The 23,431-nt window shown below is 69.4% G+C and carries 18 protein-coding genes; 9 read left to right on the forward strand and 9 right to left on the reverse strand.

Annotated features, from left to right (window positions below):
* Positions 1–268 precede the first annotated feature (268 nt).
* From AB0E77_RS11595 to AB0E77_RS11610, 4 genes are all read right to left on the reverse strand, one after another.
* On the reverse strand, positions 269–2,428 hold the full coding sequence (locus AB0E77_RS11595) for a cellulose binding domain-containing protein (RefSeq protein WP_361568814.1): 2,160 nt from the start codon (positions 2,426–2,428) through the stop codon (positions 269–271).
* 439 nt (positions 2,429–2,867) lie between these two features.
* Positions 2,868–4,055, reverse strand: coding sequence for a cellulose-binding domain-containing protein (locus tag AB0E77_RS11600; RefSeq protein ID WP_361568816.1), 1,188 nt, complete (start codon positions 4,053–4,055; stop codon positions 2,868–2,870).
* Between the two features lie 132 nt (positions 4,056–4,187).
* A complete protein-coding gene (locus AB0E77_RS11605) occupies positions 4,188–5,567 on the reverse strand; it encodes a cellulase family glycosylhydrolase (RefSeq protein WP_361568818.1) in 1,380 nt (459 codons plus the stop codon).
* A 531-nt stretch (positions 5,568–6,098) separates the two neighbouring features.
* Entirely contained in the window at positions 6,099–6,812 is a 714-nt protein-coding gene (locus tag AB0E77_RS11610; RefSeq protein ID WP_361568820.1) for an alpha/beta hydrolase, read from the reverse strand.
* A gap of 674 nt (positions 6,813–7,486) precedes the next feature.
* On the opposite strand from AB0E77_RS11610, the gene AB0E77_RS11615 reads away from it, so the two are divergent.
* From AB0E77_RS11615 to AB0E77_RS11635, 5 genes are read left to right on the forward strand one after another with little or no spacing between them, the layout of a single operon-like run.
* Positions 7,487–10,567 (forward strand): FAD-linked oxidase C-terminal domain-containing protein, encoded by a 3,081-nt coding sequence (locus tag AB0E77_RS11615; RefSeq protein WP_361568822.1) that lies wholly within the window; start codon positions 7,487–7,489, stop codon positions 10,565–10,567.
* A gap of 42 nt (positions 10,568–10,609) precedes the next feature.
* Complete coding sequence (locus AB0E77_RS11620; protein ID WP_361568871.1) at positions 10,610–10,819, forward strand: hypothetical protein; 210 nt, start codon at positions 10,610–10,612, stop codon at positions 10,817–10,819.
* On the forward strand, positions 10,777–11,106 hold the full coding sequence (locus AB0E77_RS11625; RefSeq protein ID WP_361568866.1) for an enolase C-terminal domain-like protein: 330 nt from the start codon (positions 10,777–10,779) through the stop codon (positions 11,104–11,106). Before AB0E77_RS11620 ends, AB0E77_RS11625 begins: the two co-directional genes overlap by 43 nt.
* 18 nt (positions 11,107–11,124) lie before the next feature.
* Positions 11,125–12,888, forward strand: a complete 1,764-nt coding sequence (locus AB0E77_RS11630) for a glycoside hydrolase family 15 protein (RefSeq protein ID WP_361568824.1) — start codon at positions 11,125–11,127, stop codon at positions 12,886–12,888.
* Positions 12,889–12,890: 2 nt separating this feature from the next.
* A complete protein-coding gene (locus AB0E77_RS11635; protein WP_361568826.1) occupies positions 12,891–13,946 on the forward strand; it encodes an SDR family oxidoreductase in 1,056 nt (351 codons plus the stop codon).
* Between the two features lie 136 nt (positions 13,947–14,082).
* Here AB0E77_RS11635 and AB0E77_RS11640 read toward each other — a convergent pair whose 3' ends face one another.
* Entirely contained in the window at positions 14,083–15,291 is a 1,209-nt protein-coding gene (locus AB0E77_RS11640) for a Cmx/CmrA family chloramphenicol efflux MFS transporter (protein ID WP_361568827.1), read from the reverse strand.
* A gap of 512 nt (positions 15,292–15,803) precedes the next feature.
* On the opposite strand from AB0E77_RS11640, the gene AB0E77_RS11645 reads away from it, so the two are divergent.
* Positions 15,804–16,733, forward strand: coding sequence for an ADP-ribosylglycohydrolase family protein (locus AB0E77_RS11645; protein ID WP_361568829.1), 930 nt, complete (start codon positions 15,804–15,806; stop codon positions 16,731–16,733).
* Positions 16,734–16,846: 113 nt separating this feature from the next.
* Here the strand turns inward: AB0E77_RS11645 and AB0E77_RS11650 are convergent, their stop codons facing one another.
* Positions 16,847–17,974, reverse strand: coding sequence for a LuxR C-terminal-related transcriptional regulator (locus AB0E77_RS11650; RefSeq protein ID WP_361568831.1), 1,128 nt, complete (start codon positions 17,972–17,974; stop codon positions 16,847–16,849).
* A 10-nt stretch (positions 17,975–17,984) separates the two neighbouring features.
* The gene (locus tag AB0E77_RS11655) at positions 17,985–18,428 is read right to left on the reverse strand and encodes an ester cyclase (RefSeq protein ID WP_361568833.1); all 444 of its coding nucleotides are present in this window, start codon (positions 18,426–18,428) and stop codon (positions 17,985–17,987) included.
* A 258-nt stretch (positions 18,429–18,686) separates the two neighbouring features.
* Between AB0E77_RS11655 and AB0E77_RS11660 the strand changes: the two genes are divergently transcribed.
* On the forward strand, positions 18,687–19,448 hold the full coding sequence (locus AB0E77_RS11660) for a class I SAM-dependent methyltransferase (RefSeq protein ID WP_361568867.1): 762 nt from the start codon (positions 18,687–18,689) through the stop codon (positions 19,446–19,448).
* 51 nt (positions 19,449–19,499) lie between these two features.
* Here the strand turns inward: AB0E77_RS11660 and AB0E77_RS11665 are convergent, their stop codons facing one another.
* Entirely contained in the window at positions 19,500–20,099 is a 600-nt protein-coding gene (locus tag AB0E77_RS11665) for a dihydrofolate reductase family protein (protein WP_361568835.1), read from the reverse strand.
* Between the two features lie 186 nt (positions 20,100–20,285).
* The gene (locus AB0E77_RS11670; RefSeq protein WP_361568837.1) at positions 20,286–21,032 is read right to left on the reverse strand and encodes a VOC family protein; all 747 of its coding nucleotides are present in this window, start codon (positions 21,030–21,032) and stop codon (positions 20,286–20,288) included.
* Positions 21,033–21,873: 841 nt separating this feature from the next.
* On the opposite strand from AB0E77_RS11670, the gene AB0E77_RS11675 reads away from it, so the two are divergent.
* On the forward strand, positions 21,874–22,737 hold the full coding sequence (locus tag AB0E77_RS11675) for an isocitrate lyase/PEP mutase family protein (RefSeq protein WP_361568838.1): 864 nt from the start codon (positions 21,874–21,876) through the stop codon (positions 22,735–22,737).
* A 17-nt stretch (positions 22,738–22,754) separates the two neighbouring features.
* Entirely contained in the window at positions 22,755–23,021 is a 267-nt protein-coding gene (locus tag AB0E77_RS11680; protein ID WP_361568869.1) for a hypothetical protein, read from the forward strand.
* The last annotated feature ends 410 nt before the right edge of the window (positions 23,022–23,431 follow it).

Here is a 23,431-nt window from a genome sequence, read left to right on the forward strand (position 1 = left end):
GGGCAGCGGGTTCTTCCGGCGGTGGAGCCGGACCGGGGTCGTCGCTGACATCCGTGACCAGCGCCGTCGGAGGGGCCGTACCGGCAAGGGTCGCTGCCCGCACCCGGTGACGCCGATCGTCGTTGATCAACCCGACGTCGCACGGTCCTCGAGCGAAGCCGCCGCAGACAAGGCGGAACCTCACGCAGCACTACCAGGTGCGGGCGACGATCCTCCGACGCGCCTGCGGCCCGCCCCGCCAGAAGGCGGGCCGGGCCGCAGGAACTGGTCAGGGGGTGCGGCAGACCGTGCCGTTGAGGGTGAAGGTCGTCGGCGTGGGGTTGGCGCCGTCGTTGGCTCCGACGAATCCGAAAGTGGCGGTGGAGCCGCCGTGCGGGGCCAGCTCGGCGTTGGCGCCGTTGTCGGTCACATGGACGCGCGTGCCCGAGCCGGTGACGTTCGCGTTCCAGGAGCTCTGCACGGACTGGCCGGTGGACGGCCAGGTGAAGTCCAGGGTCCAGCCGTTGATCGGGGCGTCACCGACGTTCGAGACCGTGACGGTGGCGACGAATCCGCTGCCCCAGCCGCTGTCCACCCGGTAGGTGACCAGGCAGCTGCTGTCGTGCGGAGCCGTGGTGGCGAAGGTCAGCGGCTCGGAGGGGCGCGAGAGGCGGCCGTCGGCGTCCCGGGCGAGGACGTTGACCGTGTGCTCGGATCCCGGCGGCAGGTTGTGCAGCGTCGCCGAGGTGGAGGTCGAGGTGGCGAGCAACTGGGAGCTCGCGCCCAGGCGTTCGTACACTTCGTAGCGCACCGCCTTGCCGTTCGCGGGGGCCGTCCAGCTCACCGTGGCGGTCGAGCTGTCCACGGCGGTGGTCTTCGGTGCGCCGGGCGCGCCGACCGAGGCCGCGGCGGCGTGCGGGGCGACGGTGATCGTGGTGATCGAGTACGGCGGCAGCACCTGGTCGGCCCCGGCGGTGGCGGATACCCGGGTGACATCGGTGTCGCCGCGGCCGTAACGGTGCACGACCGGTGCCTGGTCAGTGGGCGTGTATCCGGTGTAACTGATCTTCGCAGTGCGGGAGTTCATCGGGTCCTTGTTGATCAGCATCACGCTCAGGGTGCCGTCGGCCCGGTGCACGGCGTGCGCGGAGACCTGGTCGCTGTCGGTGGAGGAGGCGACCATCGTGTCACCGGGACGACCCAGCTTGGTCAGCGACTTGATGCCGAAGTACGGGTGGAACGGCGTGTTCACGGCCGGCTGGCAGACGTCGCCGACGCAGCCGCCGCTGGAGAGCAGGCCGAAGTCGTTGAAGTCGGTGTCGCCGTCGACGGTCTCCACCTTGGTGGGCCCGTTGTGGACGTTCCACCAGTCGACGTTGAAGACGCCGTTCTCCAGCGCCGTCATGTAGGTGTCCGCGGCGAACAGGCCGTTGGGGCGACTGTTCATCTGGACGTTGGAGTTGACCTCGGTGAGCGCGATGCCGATCTTCGACGAGCGTTCCCCGGCGTATCGGTCGATCTGCCGACGGACCTCGCGGAGCTGTCCGGGCAGCCGGGCGGTCCGGTCCAGGGCCTCGTCGGCGGTGGCGCCGCCCGGGTAGGAGTGCACGATGGCGAAGTCGATCGCCCCGGCGACCGCGGACAGCACGGTGTGGTTCCAGTCGGCCGAGTCACCCGGACCGACGATGCCGTCCGGCCAGTCGCCCGGCGTGGTCAGCACGGCGCCGATCTTGATCGTGGGGTCGACCGCCTTCATCGCCTCTGCGTAGGCGAGGACGTTGCGGGCGTACTCGCGCGGGCTCTTGTCCGGGTGGTCGTCGGCCTCCCAGCCGCTGCCGTAGTGGCCGTTGCCGTAGATCTCGTTGCCGATCTCCCAGTACCTCGCCCCGTAACCGCGGGTGACGTTGGCGTACCGGACCCAGTCGGCGGCCTCCTGCGGGGTGCCGGTGCCGTAGTTGGCGATGATCATCGGCTGGGAGCCGGAGGCGCGGACGCTGCCCATGAACTCGTCGAAGCTGGTACCAGGCGCCACGTAACCGCCGGGGGCGGAGTGGTCCTTCCAGTGGTAGATGTCGCCGTAGGAGCCGCCCGGGTAGCGCATCATGCCGACGCCCGCATCGCTCAGCAGGCCGGTCACCTCGGCGTCGTTCATGTGCGAGTCCCAGAGCGCGTGGTTGACGCCGAACGCCGCCTCGTCGATGGTGCCGAGTCCCACCCCGGCGTTGACGGAGACCTCGACGGTCGACGCCTCCTCGGCGGCCGCCGCCGTGGCGACCTGGTCCGCGGCGGCCCGGCCGGTCGCGGCGGGCGTTGGGGGAGCGGCGGCGAGGACGGCGGCCGTGGCCAGGGCGCAGACGAGCGCGGCGGCGGGGCGTCTGCCCGCGGTTCTTCCGGCTCTGCGAGGCGATCGGCCCAGCCGGCCGGTGACGGGCAGGTGTGCGAGCGGCATGACGTGTCCTCCTCGGGCGAGCGCCGCGTCGGTCGGCAGGGACGCCCGGTGTGAGTGGTGTCGGCGGGGCGCCTTTCGGCAGCACATTGATGGGAGCGCTCCCATGATGATGCGAGGCAGGCATGACCACGTCAATAGTGTGGGACGGGGTGGCCTGATCTCCCGTCACCCCTGCCGCCGTGAGCCGTCGGCCTGCGCGCTCCGAAGCCGTGATCCACCTCGTCATGACCGGCCGCATGACCCGCAGCCCCGCTGACGAGAACGTCTCCTGCTGGCGCGACCCGACACCGCAGACCAAACAGCCGATTGCGGGAGAGAACCTCGGGCGAAAGCGACCTCGAACGTCGCGTCAGGCCGGCAGGGCCCTGCCGGCATCGGACTCGCGATCTCGGGGGAGCCGTCCGTGGTCGGGATCGGCTCCCCCTGCCGGCCGGTCGGGTCAGCAGCCGATCGGTGACGAGCCGACGGCCACGTCGTCGAACCACAGGGTGTCGTCGCCCGTGCCGTAGCTCTCCCAGCCCAGGCGGAAGGCGGTCGGACGGGGCGGGACGGTGAGGGCGAGCCACTGCTGGTCGATGTCCTGGTCGGGGATGCCGTCGGCGTGCAGGCCCGGCACCTGTTCGTCACCGAGCCACGTGTCGAGCCCGGGTGCGGACGTGTCGATCGCGAACCGCAGACACTGCCAACTGCCGGTCGGCAGCGGCCGGCTCAGCGCAACGCCTGCCGGGCTCTGCGCGGGCAGGGTGGCGTCGTCCGTCTCCCGGTTCCACTGCAGGGCGCCGTTCTGACCCCCGACGCGCAGGCTCCGTCCGCCCTGGGAGGAGTCGGGCACGGAGACGAACGTGACGTGGGCGGCGGGCAGTGCGGTGGTGTGCCGAACCCACAACCGTACGTACATCACCGGGCCGACGGAGGACAGATCGGCGGTGGCGGCCACGAACGCGTGGTTGCAGTAGCCCGCCCTGCCGTCGATCCGCAGCGACCGGCCGCCGCTGTGCACGACCGCGGTGTCGACGGCGGCCGTGCCCGTGCCCTGGCAGTCGGGTGCGGTGAAGCGCCATGCGCCGGACGGGGTGGGGCCGGTCTGCTCCTCGAAGCCCGAGCAGATCACGGCCGCACCGCAGTCCCCGCTCGGTGGCGGGGTGGTGGACGGCGGGCTCGTCGGGGGCGGGGTGGTGGACGGAGGGGTGCCGGTACCGCCGCACGGCACGCCGTTGAGGACGAAGTCCTCCGGTGCGGGGGCGGGGGAGCGCCAGGTGCCCTGGAGACCGAAGTCGGCGGTGCCGCCCGTCGCCAGCGAGCCGTTCCAGTTCGTGTTCTCGGCGACGACGGAGCTGCCGGTCTGGGTGACCTCGGCGTTCCACGCAGAGGTCACCCGCTGGTCACCGGCGTAGGTCCAGGTCAGACGCCAACTCGTGACGGCGGGGCCGAGGTTGGTGATCTCGAGCTGTGCCGTGTAGCCGCCCGTCCACTGGTTCACGGTGTAGTCGACCCGGCAGCCGGAATCCGCGCCGCTCGCGGACAGGACGGTGAAGCCGGACGCGAGGAGCGCCACGGCCGTGAGGAACACCGCGACGGTCCAGGGACGGCGCGGGCGGCGCAGCAAGCGCCGGCAAGGGGTGGGCATGGGGGGTACCTCCGGTGTGGCGAAGGGGCCGGGGGAGCGCCCCCTCCTTCTCGGGAGCGCTCTCCGTACGTCGGTGCCTCGGTGCCTCGGTGCGCGAGCGCCGCGTACCGGCCTCCCGGTACGCGGGCGGGGTCAGCTGGTAGGGAAGTTGTCGGCGGTGCTGATCCGGCTCTTGACCAGCGCACCCGACTCGGTCAGCACGCCACTGCCGCCGTAGTCGCCGCCGTCGCAGGTGCCCGGCTTGAACGCCGCGCTGCTCTCGTCGGCGTCCGAGTACGTCCAGTTGGCGTAGCTGATCTTCAGCTGGTCGAGCAGGTCCAGCCAGGCCGTCGTGCTCGTCCGGTCCAGCGCTCCGCCGCCGGTGGCGCTCACCGTGCCGAACTCGGTGACGAACAGCGGCAGTTTGGCGGCCGCCCGGCTGACCGTGGCGCGGTAGTCGTCCTTGTGGCTCGCGGCGTAGAAGTGGAACGCGTACATGATGTTGGAGGCGTTGACCGGGTTGTTGACGACCTCGGTCTCGTCGGAGCCGTCCGAGACGCCCAGCGAGGACCAGCCGCGCGTGCCGACGATGACGACGGCGTCGGGGTCGGCGGCCCGGATGACCGGGATGACCTGCTCGGCGTAGTTCTTGATGGCCGTCCAGCTCACGCCGTTGGGCTCGTTGGCGATCTCGTAGATCACGTTCTTCTTGGCGGCGTTGCGGGCGGCGACGGACGCGAAGAACGTCTTGGCCCGGTCGAGGTTGTAGTTCGGGTCGCCCGGGGTGAGGGTGTGGAAGTCGATCAGCGCGTACATGCCGCGGGCCTCGGCCATGTCGACGTAGCTGTTCACGCGGCTGGTGAAGCCGGCCGGGTCGGTCTCATAGCCCTCCTCCTGCACGTACATGGCGATGCGCAGCAGGTCCGCCTTCCAGTTGGTCGCCAGGGCGTCCAGGGAGGCGCTGTTGTAGCACTTGCTGAACCACTGGATGCCGTGCGTGCTCATGCCGCGCAGCTGGATGGGACGGTTGTACTGGTTGCACAGGTTCACGCCGCAGACCTTGAGCTGCCCGTTGACGTCCACGGGGGCGCCGGTGCCCGGGTCGGGTGGGGGCTCGTCGCCGCCGCCGACGGAGCCCGTGCAGGCCACTCCGTTGAGCGTGAAGGCGGCGGGCTTGGCGTTGCTGCCCGTGAAGGTGCCGGTGAAGCCGAGGTCGGCACTGCCGCCAGTGGCCAGCGTGCGGTTCCAGTCCAGGTTGGTGGCACTGACAGCGGAACCCGACTGCGACCAGGTGCCGTTCCATCCCTGGGTGACCTTCTGGCCGGCCTCCGGCCAGGTCCACTCGAGTGTCCAGCCGTTCACCGGGTCGCCCAGGTTGGTGACCTTCACCCCGGCCTGGAAGCCGCCCTGCCACTGGCTGGTGATGGTGTAGTCGACCTTGCAACCGCTGGCGGCCTCCGCCTGGGGCCCGGCCAGGGTCATCAGGCCCACGGCCGTCGCGCAGGTGGCCAAGAGGGACAAAGTGCGTTTCAACGTTCCTCCTTGTGCTCGTACGAAGCGAAGCGAACCGGAGATGTCACGAAGGAGGCGCCATGGGAGCGCTCCCAAAAGTGCGTCGGCCCGAGAACGTACACCGGTGCGTCGATCGCGTACAGAGATTGGACTGTCGAACGGTTTCGACTTCCGGTCGGCCGATCCCAGCCCGGGTGGGGCGCGCGGGTGCGCGCCGTACGGTGCGGGCGGGCAGCGAGATCCTGGTCAGCCTCGTCGCAGTCCGAAACGGGCAGAAACAGGCCCTACGGGGGCGGCTTCGCCGTTCAACATCAACGGCCGCTGAGCTTCCATAAACGGGCCAGGCAGTGCCAGACCTTCTCGAGATCCAGGAGAGCGTTTCGACCTGTGCGGGCAGCGTCTCCGATACCCACGGAAGGTGAGCCGGTCAATCCGGACAGGGTCGGCCAAGCGGTCCGCTACGGGGCGACTGTCCTCATGGCGGCCCTCAGTGAGTGGCTGTGACCAGAACACAAGTGCGTCGAAAACCAGTCCGCAGGTGTGGAGATGCTCTCACTCCACGGCGGCATTGAGGAGAATCTGCGCCAGCTCGCGCGGCTGGGAGAACATCGGCCAATGGCCGGTGTCCATCTTGACCAGCCGCCAATACTTGCTGTTCAGCAGCTCGGTCACATCTTCGTCAGGCTCGGCGTCGTCAGGCTCGGCCCCCGGCATCACGCACAGGATGTATGTCGCCGGAAGTTCACCGAGCGGCCCCGCCAGCACAGCGGGCTCGGTCAGCGTGGCACCTGGGTGAGGCGTCGAGCCACGCACGAGGCGTTCGATCTGCTCGTCGGTGAGACCTTCGCCGTCGTAATGAGCGGCTGGCGCGAGCGGCCAGAACCCCCGGTTCTCCGCGATCGATGCCTCCACTCCCGCCCCGCCGTCCGGCCAGGCGGAGACAAACGACTTACCGTCAGTCGGAACACTTGAGTCGACGAATACCACGCGGGCCAGTCGGTCACCGATCCGCTCCGCGGCCTGACCTACCGGGATGCCCGAGTAGCTGTGACCCACCAGGACTACGTCACGCAGACCCTGGCGTTCCACCTCGGCCACGATGTCCTGGACATGAGTCGCTTGCCCTGCCGGTACACCCTGCTTGTCAGCAAGACCGGACAGCGTCAACGGATAGACGCCATGGCCGGCCGCGCGCAGATACGGCACCACCTCGCCCCACGCCCACGCCCCGAGCCGTGCACCCGCAACCAGTACGAAATTCACCATGCCCGCACCGTAGCCGGGCAGGCCGACAACTCCCTAGAGCAGACTTTCGATGCACGCCCCTTCTGCGGCCCTGCACACCGCAGCCGATCACCTCGCCGTGACAGCGCCGGCCTGGTGAGCAGCCCCGCGTGCCCGCCTGCCCGCCTTCCGGCCACAGGTCGGCCGGGTTCTGGCCGCAGATCGGCAAGGGGGACGTGCACGAATTGCTCGAGCTGCGCCTCCCAGAAGCGAGCCTTACCGTGGGCACTGGTCGGGTAGGCCTCACGACCGCTCGACCAGTGCCTGGCCGGATGGGACTCGGCACCTCTCTGCCCTGATCAGGCCCACTTCTGCCTGTGAGCGCCGACGGGCGCAGACGCAGAACGCTGCACCGGACAACGCCACACGCCGCCCCTCACAGATCACCGCCGGCAGGAAGGCGAGGCCAGGCGACACAGACACGCTTGCGCATGGTGCACCACCAGCCCGAAGGCTGAGCGACGCCGAGGATTCCCCGATCAGCCCCACTCCGGCTGGTCCGGGCGGACTGCCCTGGGCCGAAAAAAAAACATCATTGCATGGTGCAAGCGTGGGTACCGGAGAGGTGGTCCGGCACGAGGACTGAGGTGGTCCGGCACGGGGCTGCCGACGGGATGCCGCTCGTGCCATGGCAACAGTCGAAAGGCGGCCCTCACATGGCTGGCACATCCTCCCCCGCCGATGCCACCGCGGTGGACGTGTCCGGACTTGAAAGGGAACTGCGCACCCGCGTGGACGCCGAAGTCCGTTTCGACACAGGGAGCAAAGGTGCCTACGCAACCGACGGCTCCAACTACCGGCAGGTACCGATCGGCGTCGTCGTGCCGCGCTCGGTCGAGGCGGGCGCACGCGCGGTCGAGGTGTGCGCGCGCTTCGGGGCGCCGGTGCTCTCACGCGGCGGTGGCACGAGTCTGGCCGGCCAGTCGACCAACACCGCCGTAGTGATCGACTGGACGAAGTACTGCAACGCCTTGATCTCGGTGGACGCGGAGGCCCGCACCTGCGTGGTGGAGCCGGGCATCGTCCTGGACGAACTCAACCGCCAGCTGTCGGCTCACCGTCTGCAGTTCGGGCCCAAGCCATCCACGCACAGTCACTGTGCGCTGGGCGGCATGATCGGCAACAATTCGTGCGGGGCTTCCGCGCAGGCCTACGGCAAGACGGTCGACAACGTGCGCCGTCTGGAGATCCTCACCTATGACGGCCTGCGCATGTGGGTGGGGCCGACCTCCCGGGCCGAGCTGGCCCGCATCACCGAGCAGGCAGGACGTCAGGCCGAGGTGTACGAGGGGCTGCGGCGGATCGCCGAGGAGTACCTCGCCGACATCCGCCGCGGATTCCCGGACATTCCGCGGCGCGTCTCCGGATACAACCTCGACTCGCTGCTGCCAGAGAAGGGCTTCGACGTCGCCCGGGCCCTCGTCGGCAGCGAGGGGACCCTGGTCACCGTCCTGCGCGCCGAGCTGGAACTGGTCCCCGTGCCGCGTTTCGAGTCTCTGCTGGTCCTGGGCTACGACGACATCTGCGCGGCCGCCGACGACGTTTCCCATCTGCTTGAGCACTGCGAGCCGAGCCAGCTGGAGGCGCTGGACGGGCGTATGGCTCAGCTGATGCGTGAGGAGGGCGCCTACCTGGATTCGCTACGGGCCCTTCCCGATGCGGGCGCCTGGCTGATGGTGCAGTTCAGCGGCGACCGGCAGGCAGACGTCGATGAACAGGCCCATGCTCTGCTGCGGGCCATCGGACGCAGTGAGAAGGACAGGGACGTCGCATTCTCCGACGACCCCGGACGTGAACAGAAGATGCTCAACGCCCGGGAGGCCGGCCTGGGCGTCACCGCGCGTCCTCCGGACGACCGCGAGACCTGGGAGGGGTGGGAGGACTCGGCGGTCCCGCCCGAACGGCTCGGGGACTACCTGCGCGATCTGAAGAAGCTCTTCGAGGAGTTCGACTACGACCATCCCTCTCTGTACGGACACTTCGGCCAAGGTTGTGTGCACACGCGTATCCCCTTCGAGCTCAAGACAGCCGAGGGCGTCGCCGACTTCCGGCGGTTCGTGGAACGAGCCGCCGATCTGGTGGTCTCCTACGGGGGCTCGCTCTCCGGCGAGCACGGCGACGGGCAGTCGCGAGGCGAGCTTCTGACCCGGATGTTCGGGGAGCGGCTGGTCGCCGCCTTCGGTGAGATGAAGCAGCTGTTCGACCCGGGCAACCGGATGAATCCCGGAAAGGTCGTCGACCCCCACCCCGTGGACGGGCAGCTGCGGCTGGGCCCGTCCTGGCGGCCGGCCACCCCGGCAACCCGCTTCGGCTATCCGCAGGACGAGCACTCGTTCACCCGCGCGGTCATGCGCTGCGTCGGTATCGGCAACTGTCGTAGCCAGTCCGGCGGAGTGATGTGTCCCTCCTACAGGGCGACGCGGGAAGAAGAGCACTCCACGCGAGGGCGGGCTCGGCTGCTGTTCGAGATGCTCGACGGCCACGCCGATTCGGCGATCACCGACGGCTGGCGCTCACCGCAGGTCAGGGACGCACTCGATCTGTGCCTTGCCTGCAAGGGCTGCAAATCGGATTGCCCCACGGGTGTCGACATGGCCACCTACAAGGCCGAGTTCCTCGCCCACCACTACGAAGGGCGTCTGCGGCCCGCCGCCCACTACTCCATGGGATGGCTTCCCGTGTGGGCCCGTCTGTCCCGACTCGCCCCCTCCCTGCTGAACAACGTGCTCCAGGCGCCGGGCCTGGCAGGGCTGGGCAAACGGGTGGCCGGCATCGCCCGGCAACGCACCTCACCGGTCTTCGCGCAGCAGTCCTTCCTCCAGTGGTGGCAGGCACGCGCCCAGGAGGAGCCCGATCCAGCCGACGCGCGCACCGTGGTGCTGTGGCCTGACACCTTCACCACCTACTTCCACCCCTCCATCGCCGTCTCGGCCGTCCGGGTTCTGGAGGACGCCGGCTTCAACGTCACCGTTCCCACCGAACCGGTCTGCTGCGGCCTGACATGGATCTCCACCGGACAGCTTGGCGTCGCCGAGAAGGTCCTGCGGCGCACCCTGGACGTCCTGCGGCCCTACATCGAGGCCGGGACGCCGGTCATAGGCCTGGAACCGTCATGCACCGCCGTATTCCGCTCCGATGCGACCGAGCTGATGCCGGCCGACCAGGACGTCCAGCGCCTGGCCGGGCAGGTGCGCACCTTTGCCGAGCAGCTCGTCCACCATGCCCCGGACGGCTGGCAGCCGCCGCGGCTGTCCCGCGGAGCGACCGTGCAGACCCACTGCCATCAGCACGCCATCATGAAGTTCGACGCCGACCGGGAACTGATGCGCCGCGCACATCTGGACGCCGACGTCCTGGACGAGGGCTGCTGCGGCCTTGCCGGCAACTTCGGCTTCGAACGCGGCCACCACGACGTCTCCATGACCGTCGCCGAACGGGGCGTCCTGCCCGCCGTCAGGAACGCGGCCCCCGACAGCCTGGTCGTCGCCGACGGCTTCAGCTGCCGCACCCAGATCGAACAGGGCGACACCGGCCGTCGCGCCTTGCATCTGGCCGAAGTCCTCGCGCTCGCCCTCGACGGCAACCTGCCCAGCGACAGCCCCGAACGCCTGGCCCGACGGCCCGACCTGCCCTCCCGCACCGTCCGCTGGGCTACCACCGCCACAGCCGCGGCGCTGACCGCACTGACCGCAGCCGTCGCAGGCCGCAGGGTCCTGCGACGTCTGCGCCGTCCGTAGGCAAACCCCGCGCGCCGCCCACGCCCGGAAAGGTACGTCACCATGTCGAAAAAGATCTCCGACCAGCGGCTGGAACGCCTGCGCGACTGGGGAGCGGACCACGTCTTCGCCTACCCCGGCGACGGCATCGACGGCCTGCTCGCCGCCTGGGACCGCGCCGACGACGATCCGCGGCCGAGTACGGCCACACCCTGCCGCACTTCGCACACCTGCCCGCCGCCGGCGCGGCCGACTGCCGGCAAGCCGACATGACCCGCTGCGGACGAATCACCGTCCGGCCGCGAGCAGCCGCCCTCGCCCGGGCCCACGGCGTCGACATCTCCGGACACTGCGCACCGCACCCCCAGGCCCACGCAGCAGCAGCCATACCCGACGTCCGGCGCCTGGAGTGGTTCCACGACCACGTCCGAACCGAACGACTCCTCCTCGACCGCTGGCTGCTCCCCGACGGCGGCAACATCACACCCGGCGCCGACGGCGTCCCCGGGCCGGGACCGACCCTGGACCACGAACGCGCACAGGCCTACCGAGCAGCCTGACAGCGGAAAGCAGCCTTCATGAGCATCACGTCCTTCCCGCCGCACGCGCTGCACGACTACGCGCTGCTGGCCGACGGGGAACGCGGCGCACTGATCGGACCAGACGGCGCCATCACCTGGCTGTGCGCCCCCACCTGGCACGACGACGCCGTCTTCGCCTCCCTCATCGGCGCCGCAGGCGTGTACGCCGTCACCCCGCACGGCCCGTGGGTACCCGGCGGCTACTACGAAGAAGGCACCCTGATCTGGCGCAGCCGCTGGATCACGACCGACGGCGTCATCGAATGCCGCGAGAGCCTGGCCTTCCCCGGCGAGACGAACCACCTGATCCTCCTGCGGCAGGTCCACGCCGTCGACGGTCCCGCCCACCTGCGCATCGTCCTCGACCCGCGGGCCGACTACGGCCGCGCCCCCTCCAGCACCCCGCACCAAGACAACGACGGCACCTGGCACCTCACGACCGGCCGCCACCACCTTCGCTGGCAGGGAGCACCCTCAGCGACCATCCAGGACACAGCCCTGACCGCCGACCTCACACTGCAGCCCGGCGAACGCAAGGACCTCGTCCTCGAATGCTCCACCACACCCCTGCACCACCCCGCGCCGAACGCCGAACACACCTGGGCCACCACCGAACAAGCCTGGCGGCACACCGTCCCCGCACTGCAGGACACCATCGCCACCGGCGACGCACGTCGCGCCTATGCCGTACTGCGAGGCATGACCGGCCACACCGGCGGCATGGTCGCCGCCGCCACCACCAGCCTGCCCGAACGCGCCGAAGAAGGACGCAACTACGACTACCGGTACGTCTGGATCCGCGACCAGAGCTACGCCGGCCAGGCAGCAGCCGCAGCCAACACCCCACACCTCCTCGACGACGCCGTCCGCTTCGTCAGCGAACGCCTGCTCACCGACGGCCCGCACCTGGCCCCCGCCTACACCGTGCACGGCACACGCGTGCCCAGCCAGCAAGAACTCGACCTGCCCGGATACCCCGGCGGGTTCAGCCGCATCGGCAACCACGTCGACAAACAATTCCAACTGGACTGCTTCGGCGAGGCGCTCCTGCTCCTCGCCGCCGCCGAACGCCATGACCGGCTGGACAGCGACGGATGGAAAGCCGCCGAGACCGCAGTGCGCGCCATCACCGAACGCTGGCGCGAGCCCGACGCGGGCATCTGGGAACTGAACGATCACCACTGGACACACAGCCGGCTCATCTGCGTAGCCGGCCTCAACGCCCTGGCCGACGCGGCACCGCGCCACGCCCTGGCCGACACCTGCACCGGGCTCGCCCACACGCTCCTGACCGATACCGAACGCAGCAGCCTGCACCCCGACGGCTACTGGCAGCGAGCCCCCCACGACAACAAGACCGATGCCGCCCTCCTGCTGTCAGGCGTGCGCGGCGCACTCCCCGCCCACGACCCACGCACCCGAGCCACCCTCGTCGCCTGCCGCACGAACCTCGCCCAGGACCACTTCATCTACCGCTTCCGCCACGACGACCGACCGCTCAACGAGGCAGAAGGAGCCTTCCTGCTCTGCGGTTTCCTCATGGCTCTCGCCGAGCACCAGCGAGGCAACACGGTCGACGCGCACCGCTGGTTCGAACGCAACCGCAGCGCCTGCGGCGCGTCGGGACTCTACGCGGAAGAGTTCGACATCGCCCAACGCCAACTACGGGGCAACCTTCCACAGGCCTTCGTCCATGCCCTGCTCCTGGAAAACACCGCCCGTCTCGCCCACCCACCTGCCCCGTCCCGATCAAGGAGCTGACCATGCCAACCACCGTCGTCATCACGGGCGCCAGCGCCGGCATCGGTCGGGCCACAGCCCGCCTGTACGCCCGGCGAGGAGCCAACGTCGTCCTCATCGCCCGTGGACAGGCCGGACTGGACGCGGCTGCGCAGGAGGTCGAGGCACTCGGCGGCCGGCCCTTGGCGCACATAGCCGACGTCGCCCGTGCCGAGCAGGTGGAAGGCGCTGCATCAGCCGCTGAAGAACACTTCGGTCCCATCGACGTGTGGATCAACTGCGCCTTCAGCACGGTGTTCGCACCGTTTGAGGACATCACCGCCGAGGAGTACCAGCGGGCCACCGAGGTGACCTATCTCGGCTTCGTCAACGGTACCCGCGCAGCCCTCACCCGCATGCTGCCCCGCGACCACGGCACCATCGTCCAGGTCGGCTCCGCCCTGGGAGAACGGTCGGTGCCCCTGCAATCGGTGTACTGCGGCGCCAAACATGCCATCAACGGCTTCACCTCTTCCCTGCGCACCGAGCTGCTGCACCGTGGCAGCAACGTGCACGTCACCGTCGCGCAGATGCCGGCAGTCAACACCCCACAGTTCTCCTGGGTGACCAGCCGGCTGCCCAAACACCCCCAGCCCGTTCCGCCGATCTACCAGCCGGAGGTCGCTGCCCGCGGCGTCGTACACGCCGCCGATCACCCGCGTCGCAAGCAGTACTACGTAGGCGCCACCACCGTCGCGACCATCTGGGCCAACCGCTTCATGCCGGCCCTGCTGGACCGCTACCTGGCCCGCACCGGCTACGACTCCCAGCAGACAGACCTGCGCCCGCCGACGGGAGACAGCAACCTCTTCGAACCGGTCGACGGCCCCGATGGCAGCGACCACGGTGCGCACGGAGCTTTCGACCAGGAGTCACACGCCCGATCCCTGGAGACCGCACTGACCCGGCATCCGCTCGGCGTCGCATCCGCACTCGCCATCGGTGCGGCCCTCGCGACGAAAGCCGCCCTCAGCACGCGCAACCGGGCGAGTACCGCCCTCTCGCCGTGGAGGCGCACAGCCCAGCGGAAACATCGCTGACCACGAGGCCTCAGCCCGGACAAAGCCCCAGCCCGAGCCGCGCCCTCGGGCAAGGTCTGGGCGCTGAGAGGCGCCCAGACCTTGCCCCGGCCTGCTCCCCATCGACTGTGGCGACGCCACGCTTGGTGTTCCGTGCTCAGCTGGAACGCCGGCGGCTGTACCGCCCGCCCCTGTAGGCGTAGTCGTTTCGGCCAGCCGCGATCACTGTGCGATGAGGGAATGCGATGAGCAGCGCAACAGCGACCAGGAATCCGCTCGACCACAGCGGCCCGGAACGTCCGACTGAGGTGTTGAGGGTGGGCGCGGCGATGAGGGGGCCGAAGGCGGCGCCGAGGTTGATGGCCGCCGTCGCGTATGAGCCAGCCATGGTCGGGGCTCCTGCGGCCTCATGGAGGACCCGTGTGATCAGGGTGCTGCCCAGCGCGAACGACAGGGTGCCCTGCACGAACACGAGGGCGAACAGGGCGACCGGCTTGTTGGCCAGCAGTGCCAGGGCCGGCCAGCCGATGAGCAGCAGCGGGCCGCCGACTGCGATGACCAGACCGGGACGCTGGTCGGACAGTCGGCCGGCGATGGTGACCCCGGCGAAGGAACCGGCGCCGAAGAGCACCAGAACGACCGAGACCCACAATTCTCCCAGCCCGGCGGCGTCGGTCACGACGGGGGCGAGGAAGGTGAAGCTTCCGAACGTGGCTGCGTTCACCAGCGCGCCCAGCAGCATCACCAGAATCAACGGTGGCCTTGTGAGCTGGGCGAGCTCCGCTTGCAAGGGTGGTCCGACGGTCACCTCCTGCTTCACACGGCCCGTCGGGATTGCCTTGAGGATGCCGAGAGCCGCAGGCAGGCAGAGTGCGGCGACGGCCCAGAATGTGGCCCGCCAGCCGAGCACCGTGCCGAGTACCGACCCGCCAGGGACACCGGCGATCGTTGCCACCGTGGTGCCGGACAGCAGCACGGCCAACGCACGTCCCTTCTTCCCGGCTGGGACCAGCGTGGTGGCAGCCGCGAGAGCGACGGCGAGGAACCCCGCGTTCGCGAGTGCGGCGACTACCCGGGTGGCGACCAGGACCGGAAAGCTCGTGGTGACGGCGCCCACGGCGTGCGCTGCCGCGAAAGTGAGGATGCACCCGAGAAGGCTGGAGCGCCTGGGCCAGTTGCGGGCGAGCACGGCCACAAGGGGGGCACCGATGACCATGCCGACCGCGAAGGCCGAGGTGAGGGTGCCTGCTGTCCCGACTGTGACATCGAGATCTGAGGCGATGCCCGGTAGGAGGCCGGCGAGCATGAACTCCGAGGTGCCCATGGCGAAGACCGCCATGGCAAGCAGATACAGCGGGAGAGGCATCGAGTGGCTCCGAGGTGAGGAGAAGCACGAGAAGGTCATCTCGTCACCGCGGCCAGCCCCGAGGCACCCTCGCCCGGCCGCAGGATGCGGCGCCACGAGAGGGCTACGAGCTCAGTGGTTCAGGGGGCTGACGGCGTGACCGAAAGCCCCCACCGTGTCTGACTCAGGACTCGACATGGCCCGCACGGTACCCGACTGATGCCCGTCGAGGCACCTCGGTTTCACCGGCATCGAACTGCGCAACCAACGTGACGCCCCGGTCAGTAGGCACCCTCGATAGGCCCAGTACCCCCTCCGCGAAGGCGTCTGGGACATCGCTGCTGCACGCTGCGCCGAGCACGACCGGGCGAAGGGGCTCCCGGAACGGCTCCCACGAACAGCGGGCCACCGTCGACCTCGCCCCCGTCCTCGCCGTCGGCGAATCCCGCATCGCTCGACGCCACCCGCGGGTTCCGCTCGGCGTCGGAGCATCGAACCCTGATCGGGACGCGCGGCACAGATAACCTGCGCGAATGAAGCGGATAGAGCGGGCCGCTGGCGCAGTCGTCGGCTCAGCGGTGGGTGATGCCCTGGGAGGTCCCTTCGAGTTCGGCCCCGAGGGGGCGTTCTCCGCGCGGTTTCCCGCGCCTGGTGCCGGTGGCGAGATGTGCGGAGGCGGCGGCTGGGACCCGGGCGAGGCCACGGACGACACGCAGATGGCCGTCCTCGTCGCGGAGTCGCTGCTGGAGCAGGGCGGACTGGATCTGCCGGACATCTTCGCCCGCTTCCAGCGGTGGGCAGCATCGGACCCCAAGGACATCGGCCTGCAGACAGAAGACGTCCTGACCAACGGCATGCCCTGGGACCTCGCCGCCGCGATCCATTTCCAGGTCAACCGACGAGCGGCCGGAAACGGCTCCTTGATGCGGGCATCGACCTCCGCCGTCCACTTCGCGGCCGCCGGCCGGGAAGCCACCATGGACGCCGCGCGCCGCATCGCTGCGCTCACCCACGGTGACCGCGCGGCCTGGGAAGGCACCGCGATCTTCCACGAACTCATCCGCGTCACGTTCGAGGACACCGACCCTCTCACCGTGCTCCCGGACATCCTGGCTCAAGTCCACCCCGACCACCGCAGCCGCTACGCCACCGTCCTCGCACCCGACTGGCACCCCGACCAGGCGACCGAGTTCAACGGTGCCGTCTGGCCCTGTCTGGGCTCCGGCGTCTGGGCCTTGCGCACCACCAGCAGTTTCGAAGACGCGATACGCGCGGCGATCGACCTCGGCGGCGACACGGACACCGTCGCCGCGGTCACCGGAGGCCTCGCGGGGGCGTACTACGGGCTGGACGCAATCCCCGCCCGCTGGACCCGGCCACTCCACGTCCCCCTCCCGGGCTTCGACGGACGGGTACTGCACCTGGCAGATCTGCTCCACCTTGCACACCGCCTCGGAGGCTGAACCGGGTGCTGCTCCGCGACGGCACTCTCCACGAACTCCTTCCCCCGGCAGCAGTCGCCCGACCAGTGGCTCCGCAAGGAGGACGACTCGATCGGCTTCGACACCGAAGAAGCTCAGCGAGAGCGAGGATGCCGCTCGCCCGGCGGCGCGGAGGCGAGCAGTGTCGCGACCAGTTCCCGACGGCTGCGGACACCGAGCTTGTCGAAGATCGCGGTGAGGTGTTCCTGCACCGTGTTGGCCGAGATGTACAGCTCGGTGACGATCTCCCGGGTGGATCGGCCTTTGAGGATGAGGGCGGCAACGCGCAGCTGGGCCTCGGTGAGGCCGTATGCGCTCAGCAGTATGGAACCGAGCTCTGCCGGTGGGACGGCCTGGATGACGACGCCGATGCGGGGGCCTGCCGGATCTTCCAGCCGGCTGGCGTGGAGGGAGAGCCAGCGTCCGGAGCTGCCGCGCAGACGGACGGCGGCCGGAGGCGGGCACGCCAGCGGATCCGCTCGCTCGGCGAAGAGCAGTCGTGCGGCGGCAGAGTGAAGGGCCGCGGGCAGCGTCCCGGAGCCGGGCCACTGGTTGTCGGTGAGGTCGGCAAGCCACTGCTCGGCCTCGGAATTGAGGGAGATCAGGGCGAGACTGTCGTCGAGTACCACGATCCCGGGTGACGGGTTCTGGTCGGGCGAGAGGGGAGGCCGGGCGGAGAGGGCGCCGCCGGTGACCGCGTGGCGCAGCCCGCCCGCAAGGTGCGGGGCCAGGCGGCGGACCAGAGTCAGTTCGTCGGCGGAGAACCCGGTGGGGGAGTCCTCGCGGTGCAGACACAGCACGCCCCAGCAACGATGACCGATCACCAGGGCGGCGCGGAGTTCGTCGCCGAGGCCGAGGGGAGCCATCACCTCGCGGTAGCGGGCGCTGCTCGTGCGTTCACCCCCGGTGGCCTGGTCGAGGGAGGACACCGCAGGTGCGCTCTCGGCCAGCACAGCGAACTTGTTCACGTCCCGGCGGCCGAACTCGTTCTCCAGGAACAGCGGGGTCGCCGTGTCGAGCGGCTCTTCCGCCATGGCCGAGGTGAAGAGCAGCGTCCCCGGGTCGACCGTGGCGAAGAAGACCGCGTCCACCGGCATGATCGTCCGCAACCGGTACAGGAAGCCGCTGTGCAGTGCGTCCACGTCCAGGCCCGCTCGGCACAGGGTCTGGACGCCCGATATGCGGCGCTCCAGGCGCGCTTCCGCGGCGGTCCCTCCTGCCATGCTTCCGACCTTACGCCTCCGGGGATGCGAGTCCCAGTTGGCGCAGGAGGCCCAGTTCGTCGAGCCGGCACCACTGCTCGGCGATGCGTCCGTCCCGGATACGGAAGATGTTGATCCCGTGCAGGTGCACGGTCCGGTACTGGGCCGGGGCGGGCGCGCCGAGCAGCTCTCCCTCCTGCGTGCCGGTCGCGGTGAAGTGTTCGACGACGAGGTCGCCCTCGGCGATCATCTGGTGCGGCTCGCTGTGCCAGTCGGGAAAGGCCGACCGGAACAGCGCACCGGCCGCACGCATGCCTTCACGATCGCCGGGCGCGCCGAAGGGAGGGTCGTGGTTGACGAAGTCCTCGGCGAGGTAGTCGTCGACGGCGCCGAGGTCCCGTTTGGTGAAGAGCGCGTCGATGAACCCGCGCACAAGGTCTTTGTTACTGGTGAGGGTGCTTTCCGAGGTGTTCATGGCTTCAGTCTCGAACGGTGCAGTGCGCGCGGGTACCCCAGGAAACTGGGGTTTTCCTGGCACGGACGGTGAGTCGATCCTCCGCCTCGACGATGGGGCGGATAACGGTGGCGGCCGCCCTGATGCCGATGCCGGTGAGGACCGGACCGGCCAGCGTCTCGGCCTTGCCGGGTCACTGCCACCAGGTCCGGTTCCGGTGGTGGCGCTACCGTTGCGAAGGTGACGGGAAATGATGCCGACCGCCGGTGGTCGGAGTCCATGCCGACGGCCTATGAGCACTATCTCGTGCCGGTGCTCTTCCGGCCCTTCGCCGAGGATCTGGCTGCCCGAGCGGCGGTACTCCACCCTCGACGGATCCTGGAGCTTGCCTCTGGCACGGGCGTGTTGACGTCGGCCCTGACCCGAGCGGCGCCGTTGGCCGATGTGACGGCCACCGACCTGAACGAGGCCATGGTCGCCTTCGGGGCGGCGCGGGCGCCGGGTGCGGTATGGCGGCAGGCCGACGCACAGCGGCTGCCGTTCCCGGACGGGGCATTCGACTTGGTGGTCTGCCAGTTCGGTGTGATGTTCTTCCCCGACCGGGCAGCGGCCTTCACCGAGGTCCACCGGGTCCTCGCTCCAGGGGGCCGGTTCCTGTTCAACACCTGGGGCCCGCTCACCACGCACTCCTTCGCAGCCGCACTGCAGGCCGGACTGGAGCGGGCCTTTCCGGACGACCCGCCGCAGTTCCTTCCCACCGTTCCGCACGGCTACGCAGACCCCACCCAGGTCGCCTCCGACCTGACGGCCGCCGGGTTCGCCGTCGAGGAGGGACACGAGCTGACGCTGGAGGGCCGGGCCGCGTCGGTCGCCGACGTCGCCACCGGCTTCCTCACCGGGACGCCGGTCCGCGCGGCCATCGACGAACGCAGCGACGGGCCGGCCGTCCAGGCGACGGTCGTCGAGGAGATGACGACCCGTCTGGGTCGTGGGCCGGTCACCGCCCCGATGACGGCGTACGTGTTCCGCGCCGCGGCCTGACCACAGAAGGCACCTGCGCCCGGGCCGCGGCGGAGGGTGTGCCGGTGGGCTTCAGCGGATGCGGTCGTAGACGAGGGCGAGCGTGCCGTCCTCGCCCGCGGTCTGGCTGACGAGTGTCCACTGGGCGGCGGGCAGGCCGTCGTCGAATAGGCGCGGTCCGCCGCCGAGTAGTACGGGGAAGACGGTGAGGGCCAGCCGGTCGATCGTGCCGGCCCTGAGCAGTGCCTTGATGACGCTCGCGCTGGAGAGCACGAGGACGTCGCCGCCTCGGGTCGTCTTGAGTTCTTCGGCGACCTGGGCGGTCGGTTTGTCGACGACCGTGGTCCGTTCCCACGGTGCCGCGTCGAGGGTGGAGGACAGGACCACCTTGTCGGTCTCGACGAGCCACTTCGCGAAGGCCTTGTCGCGCGGGTCGACGCCCTCCATGCCGATGACGGTGGGCCAGAACCCGAGGAATCCCTCAGCGTTGACCCGGCCCAGCAGGGCCGTCGACGCCGTCTCCCACAGGCTGGTGAGATGGTCGCGGGCGACGTCGGACACGGCGTACGGCATCACCCAGCTCATGTCGAGAGGGTTGTCCGGGGCAGCGTAGTGCCCGTCGAGGGAGAGGGCGATGTTGGTGACGATACGGCCGCCGGTCTGCTGGCTCATGTCGTGCTCCTCACTGTGAAAGGGGTTCACCACGGGGACGGAGCCGACCACGGGATCTCGACATCGGCATCCCCATCGATTTCGTGGATGTGGCTGCGCCGTGCGTGAGCACTCCGCCGGCAACGGCAACGGCACCGTGCGCCGCGACCCGACCTGCGCTGAGCGCGTCGCCTTTCACTCTCAGGCTCAATCGCTCGCGGGACGCCGCTGCTGTTCCTTCGGTGCCATCCCTCGGACCCCCAACTCATCGAGGCGCTCGAGGTCGTCACGGACCGACTGCCGCTCCTGGTCGGTGAGGTGGATCGCGGCGGCTCGGGCGAGCGCGGACCTCGCGGTCTCTTCGTCATCGAGGCGCCCGGCGACGTCCGCACGCAGCACGAGGAGGCGAAGCAACTGCTCGGGCCCAGGCCGCTCGTCCTCGGTGCGTAACACTCGATCGATGATCTTCGCGGCACCCGCGGGATCCCCCTTCGAGTCGGCGAGGAGGGATGCGTGATGAAGGGCTCGAGAAAAGGGTTCCTTGGGTGCGGGTCGGTGGTGCTGGTCCTGGCTCGTCTGCTGTCCAATCCGGATGCAGTTACCGCCCGGATCGCTCATGAGGAACTGCCGCATGCCGTACGAGGTGTCCTTCAGGGGCCCGATTCGCGGCAGCCGACGGGTCGGGACTTTCCCGTACGCCGCCTTGAGCCTGGCCCGGAAGGCGCCGTGGAGGCCATCGACATCATCGGTAAGGACGTAGCAGGTGCTGTACGACTCGGCCGGCTCGTACTGCTTCAACGCGAAGAAGTGAAGCTGAATGCCGCCTCGCTCCACAACCGCATACGGGTTGGGGCTCTTCTGCTGGAAGGTCACCTCGAACCCGAGGACGGTGTAGAAGTCGAGAACAGGCTGGATGGTCCTGCACGGCAGAATCGGGATGGTCGTCTCTTCCATGCCCGACAGTCTAGACAAAGTTGACTACTGGGCGATGGTTTTGCTCCGGGATCGCCCGTACTCCTTGGCCCCGTCGGTGGCCTGTCAGGGGGATCGAAGGCTTCACGGGGTCTGGGCTGCCACTGGTGAAGGTCCTGCCCCGGGCTCGATTGCAGTTGGTGGCCGCCGCCGAGTCGGGCACGGCGGAGCCGCTCGCGTTCGTCGCGGCCGGCGCCGCGGGGCAGCCTCGCCGAGGCCCGGCACGCGTCTCCGCTCCTGCTGTGGCCCATGAGGCCGGTCTGCTCCGAGGGGGCGTGGCGCCTGCCCCTGGCAACGCCGACAGCTTCGCGGTTCACCCAGACGGGACGAGCGCTTCGGGGGCATTCGCTCGAGCATGCCGCGCCCCGGCGCACGCCCCCGCCACGGCGACGGGCGCTCCGGCCCGTGGTGGCGCCTGCGGGATCGATGGCCCTCGGTCACGCCCTTGTGTGCGCCGCTGCGCCCGAAGCCGAATCTTTGTCAGCTCGATGACGAGCCGGGCCAGTGTTCGTGCTGCACGACTACTCCAGACGGCGATGCCTTCGTCACGCTTTCAAGTTCCCGGACAGGCAACGTTCTTGAGGTCCGCACCGCCTCGGGGATGACTCAGTAACGTTTCCGCGGTGAATGTGTTGAGCCGGTGGGGTGAGTAAAGAGTCCGTGATGGTGGTGTTTTGTGCCGCCATGGAGATTCTTTCGTCTTGGCAAAGACCGACGTGTCGCGGCTCATCCGCGCGGACTGGTCCGTTGTGGCGCGTCGACCGGCCCGAACTCGGTGTCCGAATGACCGCGCGTCTCACCCCCACCCCAGAGGAGTCATGCCTTGACGTACGGAAAGAAGCTGCGTGAACAGATCGCCGGACCGGAAACAACCCCGCTGATCGGCGTGTACGACATGTACTCCGCGTCCATCGCGGCCAAGCACTACGACGGAATGTTCGTCTCCGGGTTCGGCTTCGCGGCCTCCTACTACGGCCTGCCGGACATCGGCTTCATCGCCTGGCCGGACATGGTGGCCTTCGTCCAGCGGCTGCGCGGCGCGTTCCCCGCCCACCACCTGCTGGTGGACATCGACGACGGCTACGTCGACCCGGAGGTCGCCTGCCACGTGGTGGAACAGCTCGAGCGCATCGGCGCCTCCGGAGTGATCCTCGAGGACCAGAAGCGGCCCCGCCGCTGCGGGCACGCCGACGGCAAGCAGGTGCTCCCTCTCGACGAGTACCTCACGAAGCTGGAGCAGGTGCTGGCGACCCGGCAGGACCTGGTCGTGGTCGCCCGCACCGACGCCACCGAGGAGGCCGACATCTTCGACCGGGCCAAGGCCCTCGCCGCCACCGACGCCGATGTCATCCTCGTCGACGGCATCCGCAGCGTGGAGTGGATCCGCCGGGTGCGCGACGTGGTCGGCGACAAGCCGCTGCTGTTCAACCAGATCGCCGGCGGAAAGTCCCCTCGCCTGTCCCTGCCCGAACTGTCCGCACTCGGCGTCGACGTCGCGATCTACAGCACGCCGTGCCTCTTCGCCGCACACGAGGCAATGGACTCCGCGCTCGCCGAACTCAGGCACGCCGACGGCCGGCTGCCCGTCGTGGACACGGACAACGGCATCGGTGTGAAGGCCGCAACGAGTCTCCTGGAGCTGAACATGGCACACCGTCGGCCCGAGCGCGCAGGGGCGGCCGAATGAGGGGATCCGTGCCCCGAATGCGCACCGGAGGCATCCTGGTAGTGGCCCTGCTGGGCGTCGCAGCGGCCCCGGCGACGGCGGACGATGACGACTCCGCCTCGGGCTGGGGAAACAGCAGCCTGATCACCGTCATCGACAACTCCCACGCCGACTCCATCCTCGAAGTCGACCGCACCGCCAACACACAAGCCGGCAGTGGCACCGCCGGCAGTGACCACGACGGCAGCGCCGTCGACGCCATCGAAGCCCTCAAGGGAGCGCCCCCCGAAGAGGAGGGAGACTGAAAAGGGCCGGCCCCGGCCAACCTCGCTGGCCTGCCGCCGCCCCGCCCCCGTCCACGGGCGGGGCGGCGGTGCCTCAGGTGACCGGATCGGGCAACGGGCAGACCCAGTGCGCGCCGACCTCGAGCCCGCCGTGCAGAACACTGTCGCCGATCACTGGTCCACCACCACCGCCGCCACCGACCTCGCCGAGCTCGACTGGCTCAGCGGCGAAGCCCGCCGCCTTCACGGCCACAGGCGAGAGGGGGTTCGGTTGCCGTGTTTCTGCTTCTTGTCGACCTTGGGGTCAAGGAGACTCAAAGGGGGGGGGGACCGGATGGGACTTACTGGCTCTAACAAAAGCTGCTGATCATGAGGCTGTCGGCCTCTCCGGCCGTATGTCTGGGTATGGGAAACCGTCAGTCACGGCCGTG

The organism is Streptomyces sp. NPDC032940 (assembly GCF_040636935.1).
Taxonomy (GTDB): domain Bacteria; phylum Actinomycetota; class Actinomycetes; order Streptomycetales; family Streptomycetaceae; genus Streptomyces.